Genomic DNA, 19,740 nt, shown 5'->3' on the forward strand with positions numbered 1-19,740 from the left:
GCGAGACACCAAAAGTTCGCCGCCCGAACTTTTTAACGCGGCTTGGGAACCGAAACCTGCTTCGCCTTTCCGCCTAGGGACTGCTTTTCAAACTCTCGCTTGTCGAGGGCGTGTGAGTTGGGCTTCATGCGCAAGCCGAGATGACCGAACTCCGAGACCAGCCGTTCATGCCCCTCACGCATCTTTTCCGTCCGGTCGTCATCGGTGGTGGCAAAGGTACTGTCGCCGGCTAGCTCCTCCAGCACCATGTTCCATGATGTCATGGGCGAGTAGCCCATAGAAACGGCCTTCAGCGTAAGGTAGGTGTCCTCGCCATGGCACCGGAAGTTCGGGTCTGGCAGCAAAGGCGCCTTTCCTTCCTTTACGAAATTCCGCACGACGATCATGCTGCCTTTGAGGTCCGTGCTCTTCTTGAATACATGGTTATCGGCATATGGGTTGCCGGGGCCATTTAGCTCGTCGTTGAATGGTGCCTTCCGTCCGTAGATCGGGGCGAAGAGATCAACGCCATCGTATGCAGATATGCCGTTGGCAGCCATTTCCGCAAAAAGCCGATAGCTGCTGTTGTGGTTTTCCGCCTGCATCAGCACGGCATCGTCGTCCATGATGATGCCCCAATCGAAATCGCTCGCGTATAGCTGGTTAAGACAGTCGATCCGGTTTTCGATCAAGATACGGGGCCCAACGCGGGTGATGCTGCCGCCGTGATCGGAAAGCCGATCAAGCTCCGTGCTTGCCGCAACCTCCTCGTCGGCCCAGTTCGACGCGATGACGTGAACGGGAATATCCGTCATCCGCCGCCACCACTCCAGTTGCCATTCGAAATTGAACTTTCGGGCGGCTTTGAGTTCGGCATCGTCAGGCATAAAGCTGGTGATGAAGGCACCAAAGACCCGGCCACTCGAAGACGGGATAGCCGGGAAGTTCGTCTTCTTTCTGCGGTTCGCCTCGATCAGCGAATAGTCGCGGGGACGTGACGTGGCAGGAGCCTGCGGCATGACAGGCGCAGCGGTGAAATCCTCACAAACCTTCGTGCGGGCCATGGAAACACCGAGCACCATGGGCGAAACGTATTCGAACCGATCACCATCACCAAAGATATGATCGATACAGAAAGCGGCATCCCGTACGTCGCTGTCAGCGATATAGCCGTTCAGGTCTTCCGCATATGCCGATGCGACTTTCAAGAAAGCAGCGATATCGACAAACGAAAGCTCCATCTGAGGATCGATGGGCTCAACCATCTCGGCACGGCTAAGGAACGGATAGCTGAGCATGGAGTAGGCAGCGACATCTGCCACGCCAACCTCCAACGTCACCTTCCTGGGAGGCTCTTCCAACAGGTCCTCCGGCTGGGACGGATATAGCCACTTGAAGCGCTTGGGCTTCACAACGTCAGTCAGACGATCCTTGTTACGCAATTTGGAAAGGTTCGCCGCCGTTTCCAGATTTTTAGCCGACGCCTTCATACCCTCACACGTCGCGACGAAATGCCGGGTTCGACGGCCGAGCTTTTTGCCCTGGCGAAGCTTAGCATCCGCGTAGTTGGCGATAGGGCGAAGCTTTAGCCTCGTCTGCGATTTTGCGTCATCGACAATGACGATACCTTCGTCACCCGCTTCCACACGCCACGAATGATCATCGGCGAAGCGCTCGCGGAACATCTCCGCATCCTCCGAATCGAGGATCAGATATCCTTGCCCATCCAACTCCGGCAGAGCTGCCTTGAGAGTGACCGTCGCATTTGTGAAACTGTGAGCACTCGACAGGAAACGCAGCTTCGTCAAGGCTCCATTGTCTTCGACCTCATTCCAGATCGCAATCAATCCGGTCCCTTTGTGGGAAGGAATGCAGGTTCCCAAGATCAGGTCGATAGCACGGAACAGCGGGTAGAGCTGGCGGTCGGCCAGCGGATGATTATTTGGCGTCGCATTGCCGGCGACTTCCAGCAGATATTTCTCGATGATCTTCTGGTCGTCTTCATCGCGAACATGTACAAGGAAGGTCTGACCGCCTTCAGAAAACAGCAAGGAACGGTGAAAGCCGTTCGCGAGCGTGACACCCGGCAGCGCCTCTGTGACAACACGCGCCTGCTGCAATCGGCTGGTGATCGATGCAAGCCGTGAAGACCGCAAGCTTGCTGCCTTGCCCGCCGCCGGCCGTGCAAAATGCTGCACAGCTTCCGCATATCGCCCTGAGACACCACCACCATTTTCAAGCCAATCGACAAGCGGCGTGTCGCCAGCAGTTTCCGAAGCGTAGAGCAACACATTGGCACGCTCACTGCACCAACTTTTGCTGCGGGTAGACGAGAAGGCCATTCCCACCAGAGCATTGTACGGGTTGGCCTTCGTGACTTTGTTAAGGCTCTCTCCGCTCGCAGCGAGAAATTCCTCAAACGCCTTCATGTCGCCGCGAATTTCTTCGCCAAAGGCGAAAATCCGCTCCAAGGCAATGTACAGCAGCTTTTGGCCTTGGCTCTCATGCTTCTCAAAAGCCGTGGCAGCCTGAACGGCGGATCGAAACTGGCTTTGATACTGCTCAAGCGTGGAAACGATTGGTTCTTTCTTAACGGCTTTGCCCATTGATTGATGCTCGCAGTGATTTAAGTCCGGCACAATCAAACGGTGCAGTCGTTAAGAAATCACAGCCTCATGAGCGAGCAGGAAATTTAAGGTTATTCAATGCTTTCCAAGAGATCCCCGTATGCAGTTTATATGCCCGCCATCAGCTCGAACTTTGCGAAAATCGGCCACTCGCAACACCTCAAACGCAACTTCTCATTTGCAGAAAAAGATCTGAATTTCCTCGACCCGGCGAGCACGCTTTTCCACTACCCTTACGCCCTCTACAGCGCGGGCCAGGCAGCGCGCACCGATGGCGCGGCTCAACAGATCAGCATCGTAAGCCAAAGAGACCGCAACCGAACGACGGTGATCGGTGACAGCGGCGGTTTCCAGATACAGCAAGGCACGATCAAGTTTGAAGGCGATGCCACATGCGAACGCATGTTGCGCTGGATGGAAGACCACGCCGACTATTCCATGTCTCTGGATTTTCCGACCGGAGGGATATCTCCGGGCAATGTCGCGATGCACACCGCTCGCCTCGACACGCAGGGGAAAATCACGGCGATGAGCGCAACCAATGGCCTGTCACCGGATTACAATGCCTGTCTCTCGCAATCGCTGCTCAATCTCGACTACTTCGTCCAGAACCGCCGACCGGGGAAGACCAACCTGCTCAATGTCCTGCAAGGGCGTACCGAGCGTGAAAGCAAAGTCTGGTACGACGCCGTGAAGGGCTATCCGCTGGAGGGATGGGCTTTTGCCGGCACACATCAGAGCGCATTTTCCCTGACCATGGCTCGCTTGCTCGACATGTACGACGACGGATTGTTGCAGAAGGCCAAATGGATACATTTCCTCGGCATCTCGACACTGGAGCCAGCCTATCTCTTCACCACGCTTCTTCGTTGCGTGCGTCGATACAATCCAGAAATCGGCATCTCCTTCGACACGTCAAGCCCGTTTCTCTCGGCGGCGAACTTCAACATGTACACATCGTTTCGGTTCGACAAACACGGCTGCGCGCTCATATCCGTGCCATTCGCGGAACATTCGAGCACTGGCGACACCCGCACACTCAACAAAATGGGTCGCGACCTTGCGAAAGAGGTCACGATAGCACGCGACGGAACGCTCGCGATGCGCTTCACTCCGCTCCCCGTTGCAACTGCTATCGGCTCAAAAGTAACCGTCGCTGAAATTTGCGAGATGCGGGATAATCGGCTGCGCGTCACCACGGACGGCGTTTGGATTTTGATGAACAACAATGTCGAAGTGTTCAAAAAAGCCTTTGAAGCTCTCAATCGTAGCTTCGATGAAAACGCGCTCGATGATGACGTGCCAGTCCATGTACGTGCTGCGAAGATCGCTATCGAAAAGATTTTCGAAGCGCGCGTCTTGAAAGGAGCGGTTGCCTCGAGAGACTTACTGCAAGAATGTAGCGCCCTATTGGACGTATTTGCCGAGGCGAGGAACTGAGCAGGATGGGGGCAATCTCCCCTTCGATAGCAGTCATTGCCGTCGTTGCAAAAATCCCTATTCTGCAACGTCGTAAATGTCAGACGCAAAATCGGATAAAAACTGGGGAGCTTTGTACCAAGGGAGTGGCGGCTTCCGACCCCATTTAAGACATTTGGCCCATTGTCCGGACTGCCCGAAAGCGGACATCAAGAGCTATTGGAATCACCTCTCGTCACGCAGCGTTAGCTCAAGTTGTGGCGTGATGTACGCCACCATTGTCGGCATCAACGATGATCGAAAGAGCCACGTGTCTTGGGCGTGTCAGGGCAAAAATAACGGCATCGACGACGTCGCGGATCGTGGCCCGTTCACCCTTCTGCCGTTCGGATGCCGCTTCCCATTCAGGCGTTCCGTGGGTTAGGTCGTCGAGATAAGGCGGATGGACCACCATTGATCGAATAGGCGTGCCGGTCAGCACCTGTGAGAGACCTTCAGCAAGCGCTGCCTGCGCGCGCTTGGCAGCATAAAAGGGTATCGAAGCGGATTGTAATGCGGCGTTGGGGAGGCCGCTGATCGAACCAATCGTCACAATATCAGGTCGAGCTGATCGCCGCAGGATTGGAAGCAGGCCCTGTGTAAGCAAGAAAGTTCCGGTGACCGCCGCATTGATGACGGATGCCACCTCTTCATCGGAATGATCCTCATCCGAAGCCTCCAGCCACATGGCCCCGTTGTTTACGAGGACGTCGATTGGCCGGCCGTCAGCACGCAAAACCTCAATGGCGGAGGACACGGATTTCGGGTTTGCCAAGTCAATTTGTACGATCGGCACATTCATTCCGTGGATCGCCCCAATCTCCGATGCGATGGTTCGGAGAGCGCCCAAGTTTCGACCCGCGAGAATTGGCAAGCAACCTTGCTGCGCCAACTCGAACGCCAATGCCGCTCCCAAGCCCCGGCCCGCGCCGGTAATCAAAACTTGCGCTCCGCCCAATTCACTCACTAACTTGCTCCAGTCGGCCTACTTCCACCGCGATTTCTAGCTTCTGCAATAACTTGAACGCATTTCGCCATCAACAACCTGCGGGCTTCCTATTTTCAAGCCTGCCCGCCCCGTATTGCGGCATTTTATGAAGTGGTCAACGATCTTCCAGCCAATACCACAGGAGCAGGTCATGCAGACTGCCACTATCGAGATCAGAAACGTCACAGGCACGGAAGCCGCCCTGGGATGGGCAGGTGGGCATACACTCGTCGTTGACCGTCCTGTTGGGCGAGCGGGTGGCCTTGGACTTGGTTTCAATGGAGCCCAATTGCTGGGCCTGACCATCGGTGGGTGCTTTGCTAATGACCTGCGCTATGTCGCCGACCAGGAAGGCGTCAAGATCCAGGACATTAGCATCACCGTGGATCTAACTTTGCAGGGCGACCCTATTATTGCGACCGACGCTGTCATTCGCGTGTCGGTGGAGATGGCCGATGGCGCCGATGGCACCGACTTGATCAGGCGGACCAGTGCGATATCGATGGCCATGAATTCACTGAACCGGGGCATAGCGGTCAGGCTGCAAGGATAATACCCGATTGCCAAAGCCGTTGCTCATAAACGCTTTCCGTAATCAACGTGCCGTTCTGGAACCGACCCCATTGCGGAAATCCAGGTTCTGGCACCTGATCCTCGAAAGCGGACATTCTTCCATGCTGGTACGTTCATCAGCCCGATCAAGCTAGCCTTTTTGAGCCGCTACATCGGCGCCAACCCGCTCAACCCGTCTTCCGTGCCGTGATTTTCAGTTGTGCTACTCGTCGGCCCAAGTCGCGCAGGAGCTCCTTGCGGCGGTAGGGCGTCTGCTTTTTCCAGCCCCTGATTTCAGCAACGGACACGCCGCAGCCCTTGCACCAACCGGTCTGGCGATGGAATTCGCAGATACGAATACAGGGATCATCTTTCCTCACGACACGCCTCCAGAACACCGATCAAAATTTCTGTAGACTAAAATAGGGTACCCCCCTATATTATCACGGGGAGAGCGTTATGTCACATACGATCAAAGAGAAGGCCAAGCTGCTGGCGCGGGTTCGCAGGCTCAAAGGACAAATGGAGGCGATCGAGCGGTCGCTTGAAGCCGAGGCGGGCTGCGCCGAGGTCCTGCAGCTGGTCGCGTCGGTTCGAGGAGCCATCAACGGGCTAACTGTCGAGCTGATTGAGGATCATATCGTCCACCACGTTGTGGACCCCAACCACGAGGCCGACGAAGACCGCGCCAAAGGCGCCGCCGACCTGATCGAGGTCGTTCGGACCTATTTCAAGTAGTCCACGAAGGCACACTTCAATGTCTATGCAGACTTTCCCGGCGCCACACGACCACGTGTTCCTGGGCAACGATCACGATCGAAACGAGCGTCGCACCTGGCTGGTCATCGGCTTGACCGCCACGATGATGGTGGCAGAAATCGTCGCTGGCACTGTGTACGGGTCTATGGCACTTGTCGCCGATGGCTGGCACATGTCCACCCATGCTGGCGCCATGCTAATCGCGGCGCTGTCCTATATGTATGCCCGCAAGAACGCCCACAACCGCAGGTTCAGCTTCGGCACCGGTAAACTCGGTGATCTGGCCGGATTTGCCAGTGCCATCGTGCTCGCGCTTATCGCGCTACTCATCGGCTATGAGAGCCTTTTGCGGTTCCAAAACCCCGTTGCGATCAACTTCCAGCAAGCCATTATCGTCGCAGTCATCGGGCTTGCCGTAAACTTGGTCTGTGCGTGGTTGCTGCGCGATGATCACAGCCATCATGGTCATGGTCATGGTCATGGACACGGGCACGATCATCACGACCATCATGGCCATGACCACCAAGGGGATGCCGCCGAGAGCAAGGTCAGCGGCACTCAGGATCTCAACCTACGCGCGGCCTATCTGCATGTTCTCGCTGACGCGCTGACCTCGGTGTTGGCGATTGTGGCGCTCTTGCTGGGCAGCATCTACGGCTGGCTATGGCTGGATCCTGCCATGGGCGTCGCCGGCGGCCTCGTCATCGCACGTTGGTCGTGGGGGCTTATCAAGGAAGCTGGCGGCAACCTTCTCGACTACATTCCCGCTGGAGAAGATCTGCCGGAGGAAATCCGGGAAGCCGTCGAGGTCGGCGGCGACAAGGTCATCGATCTCCACATCTGGCGACTTGGCCCCGGCCATTTCGGTGCAATCGTGACGATTGAGGTCGGCGACGTTCAAGCTCCGGAAGTCTACCACGCCAAGCTCGCCCATATTCATGATCTCTCTCACCTGACGGTGGAAGCGCATGCCCGGGCCGCTTGAGGCGTCGTGGTGAAATGCTCGCGGCAGGCAGATCGCACTACTTCTGCCCGCTAAGGCGCGACCAGTGAGCCTCCTACGGCAATTGCCGAAAGGTCCCGTATCGCCACCAACTGTCCGCTTTCGCGTCTCGCTGCTCGAAAGCGGACAGGCTGCAATCCAACCCATTTCGGTCGCAAAAGTCAGAGATTTGCGACCTATTTTTGTGACGACTTCAGGGCCGCTACGACCTTTTCAATGACAACCCAACGCCCTTGCAGGAAAAGCGAGCATCGTAGGCCTTGGTGTAGTCCGTTTCCCGCTTTAGCAGCCCCACTTTGACCAACTCGTCGGCAAGCCACTTGTAACGCTCGGCGGTCAGGCAACCGATGCCCTTATCCAGCGCATCACCGCTGTCCACGATCCCGTATTTGTTGATCTTGTCGATGGCGTACTCGATCTGGCCGTCCGTCATATCGGGGTTCGTTGCCTTGATCAGCGCGTTGGCGGCCGAGTTGTCTCGGTACAGATAGTTGTACCAGCCCTCAATCGACGCATCGACAAACCGCTGCACAAGGTCAGGATTTGTGTCGATGAGGTTTTGCTGAACCGTGATCGTGGTCGCATAGGGCTTATAGCCGGCATCAGCGAGCAGGAAAATCGTGGGTTCCACGCCGGTCTGCTCCTTGATCTGGAAAGGCTCGGCCGTGATCAAGCCTTGCTGGGCAGACTGCTTGTTTTCAAGGAAAGGCGCGGGGCTGAAATTGTAGGGTCGGTACTGTTCGTCGCGAAAACCACCGTAATTGGCTTTCATCCACTCAAAATACGCGCCGAAACCGCCCTGCGTCATGAAGATCGTTTCGAGCGTGGCGAGGTCTCCGAATTCTCGGATGCCGCTATCCGGGTGAGCCAAAATGACCTGAGCATTCTTCTGGTAGAAGGCAGCGACATCAACTAGCGGAATGCCCTGCTCGATGCCGACAAGCTGCTCTTGCTGCGTACCAAGGTAGAAGTCGAGCTTGCCAGCGAGCAAAAGGGCACGGTTCTTCGCGTTCGGGCCACCTTGGACGATTTCGACATCGAGGCCATAGCGGGCATACGTGCCATCGGCGAGAGCCTGATAGAAACCTCCGTGATCGGCTTCAGCGAGCCAATCCGTGCCGAAGCGAACTTTGTCTAGCGAATAGGCGGGGGATGCTAGAGAGGTCGCAACGAATGCCAGCAGGCCAGCGATGGCAGGCTTGTTGCGGGAGATATGCATGTTCATTGGGGATTTCCTGATATGCGGATGCGATAAACGCACAGATTGTATTCTCTGCCCCTTGGCCAAACGTTAAGATCGATGCCGACGAATGTCTGTGATCGCCCGCCGGTTGATTTCGTCGACAAGCTGTTGCTTGAGTTCTAGCAGGACAGGTTTCCCGCTCAGAGGCATCCGATCCAGTCGCCATGCAATCCCGCAAAGCGTGGCGAGACCCGGCTCCTGCTGGGTGGCGATCAGGTGCGAGTAATAGCGCGGGCTGCGGCCCAGCCAGATGCTGGAGAACTCCATCTGCGAACTCGCAAGGCCTGCCGCCGCCATGATTTCATAGATTTCCCTCACCTTCATCGCCACTATCTCCTTGTTTTAAATATTTATTCTCCAGGGACTGAGGTGTTAAAATTGCTGGATAAATAGCAGGCATTTTCAGAAGGAGATTTTAATGACGAGTGCGATGTGGAAGCTAAGGAACGCGATTTGGGATGCAGGGCTTATTAGCCGGAAGGACAAGAAGCGTTTCCGCTGGCTGACTGAAGGGTACGAGCAGCAGCGGGCAGTTGTCATGACGGCGCTTGGCGACGGTCATCCGCTGAAGGTGAAAATGACGGGCTGCGGCAAGATCGAGGATCCAGATGCCGACTATATGCGTCATTGCGGTGTGCCGCTATGTCCGAGGTGTTTTTCGCTGGAGCGTTCAAAGCAGATCAAGCAGGCCACGCGGGAACGATTTGCATGCGTCGGCAATCATCAGTTGGCGTTCGCGACAATCCTTTTACCGCTGGCAACCAACCTGAGTGAGGTCGATGAAATCCACGAGACCACCAAGACGCGCCTGCGTAACATTGTTGCGAAGCAGCGACGGAAAGACAGCCGATGGGACAACTTCGAACTCGTCGGCTGGTGGGAGATGGATCGTATGGTCTACGGCGATATCGAGCAATTCGGCCGTAACACGCGCATAGCCGTCGAAGACCTCGGGGTGCCGCTCGTCTATTATAATGACACTACGATCTGGCGTCCGCATTTTCACGCGATCATCCGATTGGAGCAGCTCACAATAGATGAGGTGAACGACGCCCTGCGCAAAAGCGGATACGGAGCATCCTATCAGGTCTTAATCAAGCCGCTTGCAGATAAGCGCCGCGTCGGCCTCAACCTGAAAAAGCTCATCCAATACGCGCTGAAGTTTCGCATTGAGGACGACTACAAAGATAGCGGTCCGGTCGGTGATGCCACTGAGTACGAATATGACCTGTCAGCCCGAAAGTGGTGGCCAGATGCGGACATCAAGGCTTATGCGGAATGGCTTTGCCAAAAGCATGCTGGGTTCCAGTCACTGCGTTTCTCACTCGGTCCGAAGGGAAAGACCGCCAGGAAGTCAGCGAGCGACATTGCAGCGGCAAACACGTTGATCCCTACTCAAAATCTGAACACCTCTCTTGATACGGCTCGCGATGATATCGAGGGTACGATTTCGCTTCTGAATGCGAACGAGAACCGTGATGATCATTTCACGTTGAACGAGAGCAATGAGTGTTCTTTGAAGGATTATTCATTTCATGCGAGTTATTTTGAAGATGAAGGGATCATTGACTGGTCTGATGGTGCAGTGGCTGTAAGGTATAAGAACCCTTTACAAGATACTAACTGGACGGATGATCTGGCCTCGAAGTGCGCTCTTTCATTCCAAGAGAGCTCCAACAGCGTGCTGCATACGGCAGATACAGCAACGAAGACATCCAGATACGCGGGAAACGTTGTCGGCCTCGCCGAGCGCCTACACGGCGGTCGGGCCACGAAGCAAGCGAGTGGCGATCAGGGGAACGGTACGACACGTTGAAAAAGTTCGCCCGCAGAACTTTTCGGCCCCTACGAGCACCCGGCACCCAAAGCATAGTTTTCGTAGATCGTCCTCCCTCGCAGCTTCGCAAGCGCCGGATTGTGATGACACTCCTGCTGGAAAATCGCTGCAACGCTTCGGGATGATGGCGGCACGGCAAGAGGCGTGACCGTGCCGGTGAGCGACATGCTCGACAATTCCGGCTCCTCCACGATCCGCCTATGCGTCCCGGCGGCTTCCAGATAGGCACTGATCGGCATGGATGCGGAAAACGTATCGTCGCGCACCAGCCCGATACCGAGCATGGGACGCAATGCCATGATGTCGGATATCCAGAGTGGCTGAAACACCGGCCCGCCGTCCGTGAGATTGTGAAGCGCATCCACCGCATGCCCGCACAACCGGCTGCGCGTCATCAATAGGACCGCTTTGCCATGGGGATCGTAGAACCGGGCGACGGGCGGGAAGTCTGCCTTCGGCCGCGCATGCCATTGCAGGCGGCGAAGCAAAGTGGCCGGGAACATGCGTCGGTAACGTCCCGGCTGGTCCATCTCGTGGATTGTGACGGTCCTGTTCTCGGTCAGCGCCAGCAGCATCGTGATCCGCCAGGACAGCGCCGAATTGTAGCTGCGCCAGCGCATGTCGCCATCGACATCGAATTGCAGGTTCAGCGTCGTCCCATTGCGCTTCATCTCGTGGAGGCGCTTAGAGCCGACATGCAGATCGGTCGTAAACAGCAAGGCGAGGTCGATCCGCGCTTGCTCGATGCGCTTGAAATTGTGGTCGCTGCCGTGCTCGCTGTTCTGTCTCTGCTCGTCCTGCATATGGCCCTCGCTGTTGTGTCGGCGGGAGAGAAGTTCCAAACGACAGGGAGGGCGAGCAGAGATTGCCAGCGGTTGGCCTCGCAGTGTGACCCGCGGTGCATCTGCGCCGCAGGCGCGCGCAACGGGGCGCAGCGCATCCGGGAAGAAGCATAGACGCGTCAAAGAATGCGGTGCAGGGCGAAAACACATCTTGGCTGCGCCCGGCGCCGAACGCGCGTCCGTGGCGCTCTTTGACTGCGTTCCGGCAAGTGCCGAAATGCACGAAGGGCATGGGATCCATATGGATCCCATGCCCTTCGGATGCTTGCAGTGAGAAATCTGCGCGGTTTACTTCGCCTTGCGCAGCATCTGGCCGCGCTCGGCGGCGGCAGCGGCCAGTTGCGTATCGAGCTCACCAGCGCGAACGGCTTCAATGAGCGTCTCGATGATCGTCGGCAGCGCCAAAAGCTCGCCGGCCTCAATGGCGTTCTTGTCTTTGGCAAACTCGATGGGCTTGCCAGCGTAGCGGATACTGAAGAACACCTTGCCATTGCCGTCGGCGAACCAGCCTTGACGCACGCGCTTGGCCGTTTCGACCTCGACGCGGACGCCCTCGGCATTCTTCTTGCGCACAACATGCGTGGGGGTGAACGCCTGACCGGCGATCTTTGCCTCGGCCATCTGTTTCTGATCGCCAAGCACGGCGATCATCTTCTCGCGTGCGCGCTGCACGGGATCGACAGCCGCACGAACCGGGACTGCGGAGGTAAGCTTGAGGGCCTTGAGAAGCGACATGCTGCGATCCTTTCCGAAACCGTTGAACGTGTTCTTGGGATACAGCCATCTGCCAAAAGGGCGAGCGAAGAATGGTTTTTCAGTGCTCGGCGTAACTAATGGGAAAGCCACCGTGGCTATCACTGACGGTTGTAGAGACCGAAGGGGAAGCGCAACTATGGTGCAGCGGCATAGCGTGGTCATTGCGAAGGAAGACGGCGGGGTCGAAGTCTATCCGCTGAAAGAGTGGTTGCGGCAGAACCCGGAGCATTTGCCAGCCGGCATGGATGGCACCCGCAATACCTCTCATCAATTGCGCTCCGCCCTTCGCCAAGCGGGCTGGACGATGCAGGAAACGCCCGATGAAATCCGCATGATCTTCCCCGGTCATTCGGCGCGCGTGGACATGATCGATGAGATTTTGGGTGGAACCGACGACCCTAGCAATGACGGCGATGAGGGCATTCCCTATTTTTCGCTGGAGTATCAGCTGCGCGATTTCCTTGCGTCGAACCTGTCGTCCGTCGATTTCGGCGGGCGCCACCTGCGTGTCTATGTCGATCCGGCCGGCAGGGATGGTGTAGAATACCCAACGGCGGTTGGACCAATCGACATTCTGGCCGTTGACGAAACCGGCGCATTTTTCGTCTTCGAGCTAAAGCGGGCGCAAAGTTCCGATCGCGCTTTGGGGCAGATCGCCCGATACATGGGATGGGTGAAGCAGACTATCGGGCGCGATAAGGAAGTCTCCGGCATCATCGTGTCGAAGTCGGTCAGCCGCAATTTGAAATACGGCCGAACCGTCGTTCCGAACATCTATCTGTTCGAATACGCTGTCAGCTTCTCTGTAACGCCGGCGCACGACATTGATGCTAAGTGATTGGCCTAGGGAGACCTGTCCGCCTATCTGCGTCAGCCATCGTTATGCTCGTCAGCTGCCCGAACAACCGAAGGCAAATGTTCCAGAAGTTCAGGCAGAGCCGTTTCAACCGTTTCCCACACGATATCTAGGTTGATGTCGAAATAGCCATGGGCGATACGGTTGCGCATACCCTTCATGCTACGCCAAGGGATTTGAGGAAACGATGCTAGGAACGCTTCGTGCTCCTTCAGGAGCTTCGTTGCCGCCTCACCGATGATCACGATGTTGAGAATGACAGCATGCTGTGTGCGCTTATCGGCAAGAAAAGCCTCCCTGTCCATGCCTTCGACATAGGTGCAAGCTTGGCCTGCAGCCTCTAGCATATGGGCTAGGTAGTCACTCAGCCGATTTTCCGTCATATAGGGCTTGCTTCCGCGAGCGCCTTGGCTCGGAATTTTTCCGGCAAATCGCCGGGTGTCAGCAAGTCCACCGGCACGCCAAGCATGTCTTCCAACTCTACCTGCAAGCCGCCAAGATCGAAGAGCGTTGCGCCTGGTAGGGTGTCGACCAGAATATCGAGATCACTCCCGTCGGCATCGTCGCCGCGCAGAACGGAACCGAACACGCGCGGGTTAGCCGCGCGAAAGCGGCCGACCATCGAACGGACGGCAGCGCGATGTCTTTCGAGTGCTGTTGACGGTCTCATGATCCATCCTGTCGCTGACAGACGTAATTTATAGGGGCTGATAGCGGCGTGCAACCTGTCGATTTTTATCGGAACAACTGCATGATGCTCTCAGCGCTGGTGTTAGCAATGGATAACGACTGGACTGCGAGCTGCTCCTGCGTTTGCAGAGCCTTCAACCGGGTGGACGCTTCATTCATATCAGCGTCGACTAGGCGACCGATACCTTTGTCGATGGTATCCATGAGCGTATTCGCAAATGCCGTCTGCATATCGATACGGGTTTTCAGTGCGCCCAGTGTGCCGGCGCTGCTTATTGCTTCCCTCAGCATATGCTCGACGCCCTCTATATATTCGTCCACCGTGAAGGCATCCGAGGTCACGTCGACCTCCGCAAGATCGAACCGAAGGGTGAAGGGCGGATCCGGCCTGAAGGTAGAGATTCGGAACGGTGTCGCCTTCGTGCCGTAGCCCGGGTAGACTGTCTGGTCGAGGCGGAAGGCCAATTGATTGCCGGTGACGTCAACATCGAGGCCGATGCCAGCGGTCAGGTGGTCGACAATTGTCTTAAGATCGTTCGCGCTGTTGATCATGCCATCGCTCGTGCCCAGGGCTGCGTCCACAATGGCGCGGTTTATGGTGTAGGTCGTCGGTGGCGCATTGTTGATGCTGATGTCGAATTCGATGGTCGCGTCCAGATAGAGCTTGAACGGTTGAATGAAGTTCATCACTCCATTGGGGTGCATATTGTCGTGATCCACATTCGAAGCCGTGTTAAGGCCAAGTTTGTTGAACGGGCCCGTCAATGAAGTCAGATAAATGCTCGACCCCTCGTTAGAAGAGGTTTCACGAGACTCGATAGCAAATCTGCCCGGAGATGGCGTCCACGTGCCGTTGAGCGTCACGAATGGCGTAGCGCCTGCGTTGTCAAACGCTTCTTCGAGAACCAGCTTCAACTGCGCAACGGTGTTGATCACCCCGTCCGTCGTCCCAAGTGCCGCGTCGATCACGGATTTATCGACAGTAATGAGATAGGTATTGCCGGGCGACATATCGCTTTCATCGACGGTGAGATCGAAGGTGACCGTTTCCGACGCGTCGAAGGTGACAGGTCCGGTGAATAGGTGGTCCTGGTGTCCCTCATGGTAGAAATTGTCCGAGGACATGCCTCCGAGGGGCATATAATAGTCGAGAATATCCTTCTGCAGAATCCCGCCGCCTCCGACATTCAACATGCTAGATCGCCGTAGATCGACCTCCGCCGTCTTTACCGATACATCGCCCGCCGCACCCCTTACGAAGGAGGTGACCAAGCGGTCCGAGAATACGCTCATATCTTGAAGGTGTGTGGCGGCGTCGGTTTCCAGCCAGTTGACGCCGCTGAAACTCGCTGATTTCACCGTACTCTCGGCTTGGGCGTTTAATTGGTCCAGTTCCTGTTGTATTTTGGCCCGGTCGACGCCGGCCTCTGAGGCCGCAACCAGCCTCGCTTTGAATTCGCTGAGAATATCGACAATGCTATCTGTCGCCGCATAGGCGACATCCAATTTTGCAGCGCCAAGGCCGAGCGTATCGGCAACCGCGGAAACAGCCATGGCGTCGGACCGCATCGTCGTGGAAATCGACCAATAGGCCGCGTTGTCCGCAGCGATCTGCACGCGCTGCCCGGAGCTTACCTGTCTCTGCGTCTCGGCCATGGTGTTGCCGACCGTGCGCAAGGTTTGCAACGCTGCCAATGCGGAATTGTTCGTGAGAATGCTGGTCATTGTCAAAAGGCCCGAGGCAACAAGCTATCCAGCGGACATGTGAAGACCAGTCCGGCAACGGTAGCGATGATGGGAACACTTTTGACGGTTAACCACGAGGGTGCCCGCCCTAATGGCGAGACCGCCACCCTGAGAGCCGCAACGGCCGATAGCTCAGGATTGCTCGGTAGGTTTCTGATTCTTAACCAAGCCGAGCGCTTTCATTAACGTCTTTGCACGAAAAATGGTTAACAGATAGTTAAACCATTCTTTTTCCGGCAACTGCTTTTAGCGCACGAACAGCGGCACCACGCTCGCTACCAATTCGAACTCCGGCCTGAAGCTTGTAACCAACTCCGTGAACTTACTTTCCACCTCGTTCACATCACGAATATCGCTCAGAGCGATGGAATTCTCCAACAAGAAGCGTGAGTAAAGACGTCCTTTATCCGCGGCGCCCGTTGGAAATTGGATACGCTCCAAGCCTTCTTGGGTCGCGGCTATCTGGATCGCCTCAATGATCTGCTTGCGGGCGTTATGATCTGAAATGGGACCGACTTCGGCGTTCAGCTTAAGGAAACCCGTAATGCCGTCATCGTTAACTCGCATCTCTACCATGGCGATAAGCGGATAACCTGCCCACCAGTTTTCACAGCCGAGCCATACATGCTTTCTCGCATCCAACTCCTCAGCCCATCGTACTGGCAAAAAGCTCACAAGGTTTTTGGTGAATTTTGAGGTTTTGAACGTGTGGTTGCCGATCCTGACCGTTTTCCCACGTTCGCATTTGTCACCAAACAAACGACGAATGGCAGGTTCAAAGCCCGAAGCAGGGCTTTTCTGCCGAATTAGATCAAGCGTCTGCTTTTGATCCCGGTAAAGCTGACGGACAAGATTTTCCATTTCAGACGTCCTTTGCTGAGGTCCGCTGGCGCACCCAACTATCATCGCTGCGTATCCGTAAGCCGAACCGGCGTGCGTATGGCGTCCTTTGCACTCATGGGAATCAATGCTTTTCTTAACCCCGAAACCTACGCTAACATACTCTCGAATCAACGGTGATTTGCGCCGTCCGATTCCGCAAGCCGCACCTGCACGCCGCTTTCGCCCTTTACACTCCCCTGCCTTCGCGCTCGATCCGCCCCACTTCTGGTGCTAGCGGTCCTACGCAAAGGAAGCTCTATGCAGGACGATTTTGAGGGCATTCATGGTTCTTTAGGCCCAGTGCGGGCCTATTCCTATGTCCGTATGAGCACCCGCAGGCAGCTTCGCGGGGATAGCCTGCGCCGGCAGCTTGAGCGGTCGAAAGACTTTGCCGACGAACACTCTCTGCTTCTAGACGATAGCTTGCAGGACCTGGGCGTCAGCGCGTGGAAGGGCCGCAACTTCAAGACCGGTGCGCTTGGCCGCTTCCTTACCATGGTCGAGAACGGGCAAATCCCCAGAGGCAGTTATCTGCTGATCGAAAGCCTTGATCGGCTGTCGAGAGAAGCCGTCCCGGACGCGCTGACCCTGTTCATGGCGATCATCAATGCTGGCATCGTCATCGTCACACTTGGCGAGGATCGGCAGATTTACAGCCGAAGCGGCCTCAACGGAGACTGGACGAAACTGATCATCGGCCTGGCGGTCATGTCGCGAGGACATGAGGAGAGCCAGACAAAGAGCGAGCGCATCCGAGCCGCTGCCAAGAGGAAGCGGGAACAGGCGCGCGAGGGGAAAGCTCATATCACAAGCATCACGCCCGCATGGATCGATGCCGAACCGATTGAGGCGAGCCGTTACCAGTTCACGCTAAATCACCACGCCGAGACGGTTAGGGCCGTTTACGAGATGGCGGCACGCGGGCTCGGCGCTACGGCAATTGCCCGCAAGCTCAATGCGGACGGCGTTACCGCCTTCAAAAGCAAGGACGGCTGGTATCAGAGCGTGATTAAAGCCCTACTTTCCCGCGCGGATGTTATTGGCACGTTCCAGCCGCACAGGATCGTCGATGGCAAACGCATTCCGGATGGCGATCCCATCGTAGATTACTTCCCTGCCGCGATCGAGAAAGATTTGTTCCTGCGCGTGCAGGCGATGCGGAGCAATCCCGGCCAGCCGGGACGCAAGGGCAACACGTTCACCAATCTCTTCACCGGGCTCTGCCACTGCACGCATTGCGGCGGGCCTATGACGATGAAGATGAGCCGGGTCAAAGGCAACGAGAACGGCCGTTACCTTGTCTGCGCGAACTATGTGCGCGGTCATCGCTGCAAGGATGGCAAACGGCATTTCCGATATGAGCCATTCGAGGCGGCTGTTCTCGATCACGTCAAGGAACTGAACCTTGCGGAATGTTTAGCTGCTAGGCATTGCGGTTTCGGCAATGACGACGCAGACGACCGTGTTGCGACCCTCAAGCTCGATCTGGACGCGATCACGCTAAAAGAGCAGCGATTGCTGGCAGCGCTGGAGGAAGGCGATGGCCCTGTCACGAGCATTGTCGATCTGTTGAAGGCGCGCCAGCAGCAGCGAAGAGAGATCGAGCGGCAGCTACAACATGCCATTCAGGAGAAGGCCAGCCACCATGCATGGCGTGTGGCCCCGGCGCTCGAAGCCGACCATATTCGTCGGCTCCGAGATGCTTGGGAGAAAGCCCCCGATGACGTCAGTCGCTACATGCTGCGGTCAGAGGCGCACACAGCAATACGTGAACTCGTAACTGACATCGGGTTTGACGCGGCCGAACATACGATAACGCTGGTTGTTGCGAACGGGGCGGCGGCCTACAGGCTAGACCTTAATGGCATACGAGCCCTGAATGCGTTCAAAATCGAGTTTGCTCCGGCCTGAGCTTGTCTTTCAAGCGCTCCACATCGACCTGACCATAATGCTTGTCAATCATCGCGATAGAAGTGCGTGTGTTGCGCGCGATATCATAGATGTCGGCGGTTCCGCTCGCGATCATTTCGGAAATATAGTAGTGGCGGAGAGAGTAGGTCGTGCGGGATACACCCCGATAATCCTCTTTTAGCCCGCAGGCATTCAGCAGTTCCGAGAAGCCTTTTTTGAACGACTGAATGCGCTTGCCCGCGCGATCAGCAAAAACCGGATCATCGTCGTTCGGCTCTCGTCCGAGCTCATCCTTGAATTTGTCCCACAGAGTGTGCACCCACGCAATCACAGCCGGAAGCGGGACGAGTGTCCCATGTTTGCCCTTGCCTTGGACCTGGAAGCGTACATCGCGCTCGCGCAGAGGTGCATTGCGGGTCGCTCGGAACCCGACGATATTTCCCCAGTTGAGGTTCTTCATTTCCGTGGGGCGCATTCCTGTGCCGGCAGCAATTTCGATATAGGCGTGGAGCTTTATCCTGTCTGAAAGAACATGCTGGTTCTGCTTAGGCGGACGCTGGACGCGGCCGTCCCGAGAAAGAGCTTTTCGTCCACCTGGTGCAGGATGAATTCGCTCAAGGCTCGTGGCGATGAGCAGTGCAAATTCTTCCGGCGTAAAGCTTGGGCGTCGATTGTCGACCCTCTTCCGGACCTTGATGTCGGGGATTTCGATCTTGCCGGTGTATCCCCACTTCAGGGCCTGCTGGAAAAGGGCTCGAACGATCACAAGCTCGCCGCGCTGACGACTTATAGAAGGCACCTCGTGCTTGGCAGAGCGCCGCAGGATTTTGCCACCGCGTTCATAGCGGATGTATTCGATGTCTTTGCCCGGCCCGGTCGTCCAATAGGTTCGCCGCCATTCGATATAGCGTTCGATATCCGGTTCGCGGATTGTATCGATGGACTTGTCGCCAAAAAAGCCGACGAGATACCGGCGAATGACTGGAGGCCAATCCCTCGGTTGGTACTCGCTGCGATCACCACGCTCGCTCTCGCTTTCAACGAGCTTGATGAACTCCTCTGCCACTTCATGAAAAGGATGGATAGTCGCTGTCAGTCCGTTCTTTACGCGATAGTTCGCCTCACTCCACATCTGATACGCCCGATGATGGGCCTCGTCATAGTCATCGGTGTCGAGGCTTTTCCTGATCTGCTTGCCACCGGATGAGAAGCGCACGGACCAGATACTGCCTCCGGGTCGCTGAAAAAGGCTAAAAGGTTGTTTGTTCTGCTTCGTGCGCTGCAACATGACACTCTCCAAGTTGTTACGTTGCTAGCCAACATGCGCTAAAATTGTGCTAACGCGTGACCGTGGCAGGCACGCCAAGCCTTGAAGGAAAAGAGCAATTTTGCGGGTGTGCTAGACGTGTGCTAGCGTATTTCCAGCGCAAGCAGTCTCAAAGAGCTTTTCGAAAATTCAACGATTTCAAGAACTTAGTGGTGCCCGGAGGCGGATTTGAACCACCGACACGCGGATTTTCAATCCTCATGTCTGGAAATCAAAGTAGGTTGACAAGCCCCCGTATGTCAACGACCCTAGTTGATGAAACCCTTGGTAAACAAGGACATTGT

19 protein-coding genes are annotated in these 19,740 nt (G+C 56.2%); 7 read left to right on the forward strand and 12 right to left on the reverse strand.

The features are described 5' to 3' along the window. Positions 1–32: 32 nt before the first annotated feature. Complete coding sequence (locus tag MNR02_RS14650; RefSeq protein ID WP_241947288.1) at positions 33–2,585, reverse strand: hypothetical protein; 2,553 nt, start codon at positions 2,583–2,585, stop codon at positions 33–35. Positions 2,586–2,717: 132 nt separating this feature from the next. On the opposite strand from MNR02_RS14650, the gene MNR02_RS14655 reads away from it, so the two are divergent. Continuing rightward, a complete protein-coding gene (locus MNR02_RS14655; RefSeq protein ID WP_241947289.1) occupies positions 2,718–4,046 on the forward strand; it encodes a hypothetical protein in 1,329 nt (442 codons plus the stop codon). A gap of 229 nt (positions 4,047–4,275) precedes the next feature. On the opposite strand, the gene MNR02_RS14660 is transcribed toward MNR02_RS14655, so the two are convergent. Further along, the gene (locus MNR02_RS14660; RefSeq protein ID WP_241947290.1) at positions 4,276–5,031 is read right to left on the reverse strand and encodes an SDR family oxidoreductase; all 756 of its coding nucleotides are present in this window, start codon (positions 5,029–5,031) and stop codon (positions 4,276–4,278) included. 172 nt (positions 5,032–5,203) lie between these two features. On the opposite strand from MNR02_RS14660, the gene MNR02_RS14665 reads away from it, so the two are divergent. After that, complete coding sequence (locus MNR02_RS14665; RefSeq protein WP_241947291.1) at positions 5,204–5,605, forward strand: OsmC family protein; 402 nt, start codon at positions 5,204–5,206, stop codon at positions 5,603–5,605. Between the two features lie 187 nt (positions 5,606–5,792). Here the strand turns inward: MNR02_RS14665 and MNR02_RS14670 are convergent, their stop codons facing one another. Further along, a complete protein-coding gene (locus tag MNR02_RS14670) occupies positions 5,793–5,984 on the reverse strand; it encodes a DUF1289 domain-containing protein (protein ID WP_241947292.1) in 192 nt (63 codons plus the stop codon). A 79-nt stretch (positions 5,985–6,063) separates the two neighbouring features. On the opposite strand from MNR02_RS14670, the gene MNR02_RS14675 reads away from it, so the two are divergent. Further along, complete coding sequence (locus MNR02_RS14675; RefSeq protein ID WP_241947293.1) at positions 6,064–6,342, forward strand: metal/formaldehyde-sensitive transcriptional repressor; 279 nt, start codon at positions 6,064–6,066, stop codon at positions 6,340–6,342. A 19-nt stretch (positions 6,343–6,361) separates the two neighbouring features. Then, positions 6,362–7,348 (forward strand): CDF family Co(II)/Ni(II) efflux transporter DmeF, encoded by a 987-nt coding sequence (gene dmeF, locus MNR02_RS14680; protein ID WP_241947294.1) that lies wholly within the window; start codon positions 6,362–6,364, stop codon positions 7,346–7,348. A 220-nt stretch (positions 7,349–7,568) separates the two neighbouring features. Here dmeF and MNR02_RS14685 read toward each other — a convergent pair whose 3' ends face one another. Together MNR02_RS14685 and MNR02_RS14690 are read right to left on the reverse strand one after the other, a co-directional pair. Then, positions 7,569–8,591, reverse strand: coding sequence for an ABC transporter substrate-binding protein (locus MNR02_RS14685; protein ID WP_371746678.1), 1,023 nt, complete (start codon positions 8,589–8,591; stop codon positions 7,569–7,571). A 66-nt stretch (positions 8,592–8,657) separates the two neighbouring features. Continuing rightward, positions 8,658–8,933: a DUF6626 family protein gene (locus MNR02_RS14690; protein WP_241947295.1), complete on the reverse strand. Its 276-nt coding sequence runs from the start codon at positions 8,931–8,933 to the stop codon at positions 8,658–8,660. Between the two features lie 94 nt (positions 8,934–9,027). Between MNR02_RS14690 and MNR02_RS14695 the strand changes: the two genes are divergently transcribed. Further along, a complete protein-coding gene (locus MNR02_RS14695) occupies positions 9,028–10,425 on the forward strand; it encodes a hypothetical protein (protein WP_241947296.1) in 1,398 nt (465 codons plus the stop codon). A 29-nt stretch (positions 10,426–10,454) separates the two neighbouring features. Here the strand turns inward: MNR02_RS14695 and MNR02_RS14700 are convergent, their stop codons facing one another. After that, a complete protein-coding gene (locus MNR02_RS14700; RefSeq protein WP_241947297.1) occupies positions 10,455–11,249 on the reverse strand; it encodes a DUF2958 domain-containing protein in 795 nt (264 codons plus the stop codon). A 327-nt stretch (positions 11,250–11,576) separates the two neighbouring features. Next, entirely contained in the window at positions 11,577–12,023 is a 447-nt protein-coding gene (locus MNR02_RS14705) for a hypothetical protein (protein ID WP_241947298.1), read from the reverse strand. Between the two features lie 157 nt (positions 12,024–12,180). Here MNR02_RS14705 and MNR02_RS14710 point away from each other — a divergent pair, with 157 nt between their 5' ends. Then, the gene (locus MNR02_RS14710; protein WP_241947299.1) at positions 12,181–12,882 is read left to right on the forward strand and encodes an endonuclease NucS domain-containing protein; all 702 of its coding nucleotides are present in this window, start codon (positions 12,181–12,183) and stop codon (positions 12,880–12,882) included. A gap of 32 nt (positions 12,883–12,914) precedes the next feature. Here MNR02_RS14710 and MNR02_RS14715 read toward each other — a convergent pair whose 3' ends face one another. The 4 genes from MNR02_RS14715 to MNR02_RS14730 all read right to left on the reverse strand — a co-directional run bounded on the left by MNR02_RS14715 (position 12,915) and on the right by MNR02_RS14730 (position 16,197). Further along, complete coding sequence (locus MNR02_RS14715; RefSeq protein WP_241947300.1) at positions 12,915–13,283, reverse strand: DUF86 domain-containing protein; 369 nt, start codon at positions 13,281–13,283, stop codon at positions 12,915–12,917. Then, on the reverse strand, positions 13,280–13,570 hold the full coding sequence (locus MNR02_RS14720; protein WP_241947301.1) for a nucleotidyltransferase family protein: 291 nt from the start codon (positions 13,568–13,570) through the stop codon (positions 13,280–13,282). The genes MNR02_RS14715 and MNR02_RS14720 overlap by 4 nt, the downstream gene beginning before the upstream one ends. 65 nt (positions 13,571–13,635) lie before the next feature. Further along, entirely contained in the window at positions 13,636–15,315 is a 1,680-nt protein-coding gene (locus MNR02_RS14725; protein WP_241947302.1) for a flagellin, read from the reverse strand. A gap of 267 nt (positions 15,316–15,582) precedes the next feature. Continuing rightward, positions 15,583–16,197, reverse strand: coding sequence for a hypothetical protein (locus MNR02_RS14730; protein ID WP_241947303.1), 615 nt, complete (start codon positions 16,195–16,197; stop codon positions 15,583–15,585). 279 nt (positions 16,198–16,476) lie between these two features. Here MNR02_RS14730 and MNR02_RS14735 point away from each other — a divergent pair, with 279 nt between their 5' ends. Next, positions 16,477–18,129 carry a recombinase family protein gene (locus MNR02_RS14735; RefSeq protein ID WP_241947304.1) on the forward strand — a complete coding sequence of 551 codons (1,653 nt, stop codon included), beginning with the start codon at positions 16,477–16,479 and terminating at the stop codon, positions 18,127–18,129. On the opposite strand, the gene MNR02_RS14740 is transcribed toward MNR02_RS14735, so the two are convergent. Further along, positions 18,104–19,417 (reverse strand): tyrosine-type recombinase/integrase, encoded by a 1,314-nt coding sequence (locus tag MNR02_RS14740; RefSeq protein ID WP_241947305.1) that lies wholly within the window; start codon positions 19,415–19,417, stop codon positions 18,104–18,106. The genes MNR02_RS14735 and MNR02_RS14740 overlap by 26 nt on opposite strands. Between the last annotated feature and the right edge of the window lie 323 nt (positions 19,418–19,740).

Source organism: Shinella sp. H4-D48 (assembly GCF_022637395.1).
In the GTDB taxonomy this organism is placed as follows: Bacteria; Pseudomonadota; Alphaproteobacteria; order Rhizobiales; family Rhizobiaceae; genus Shinella; species Shinella sedimenti.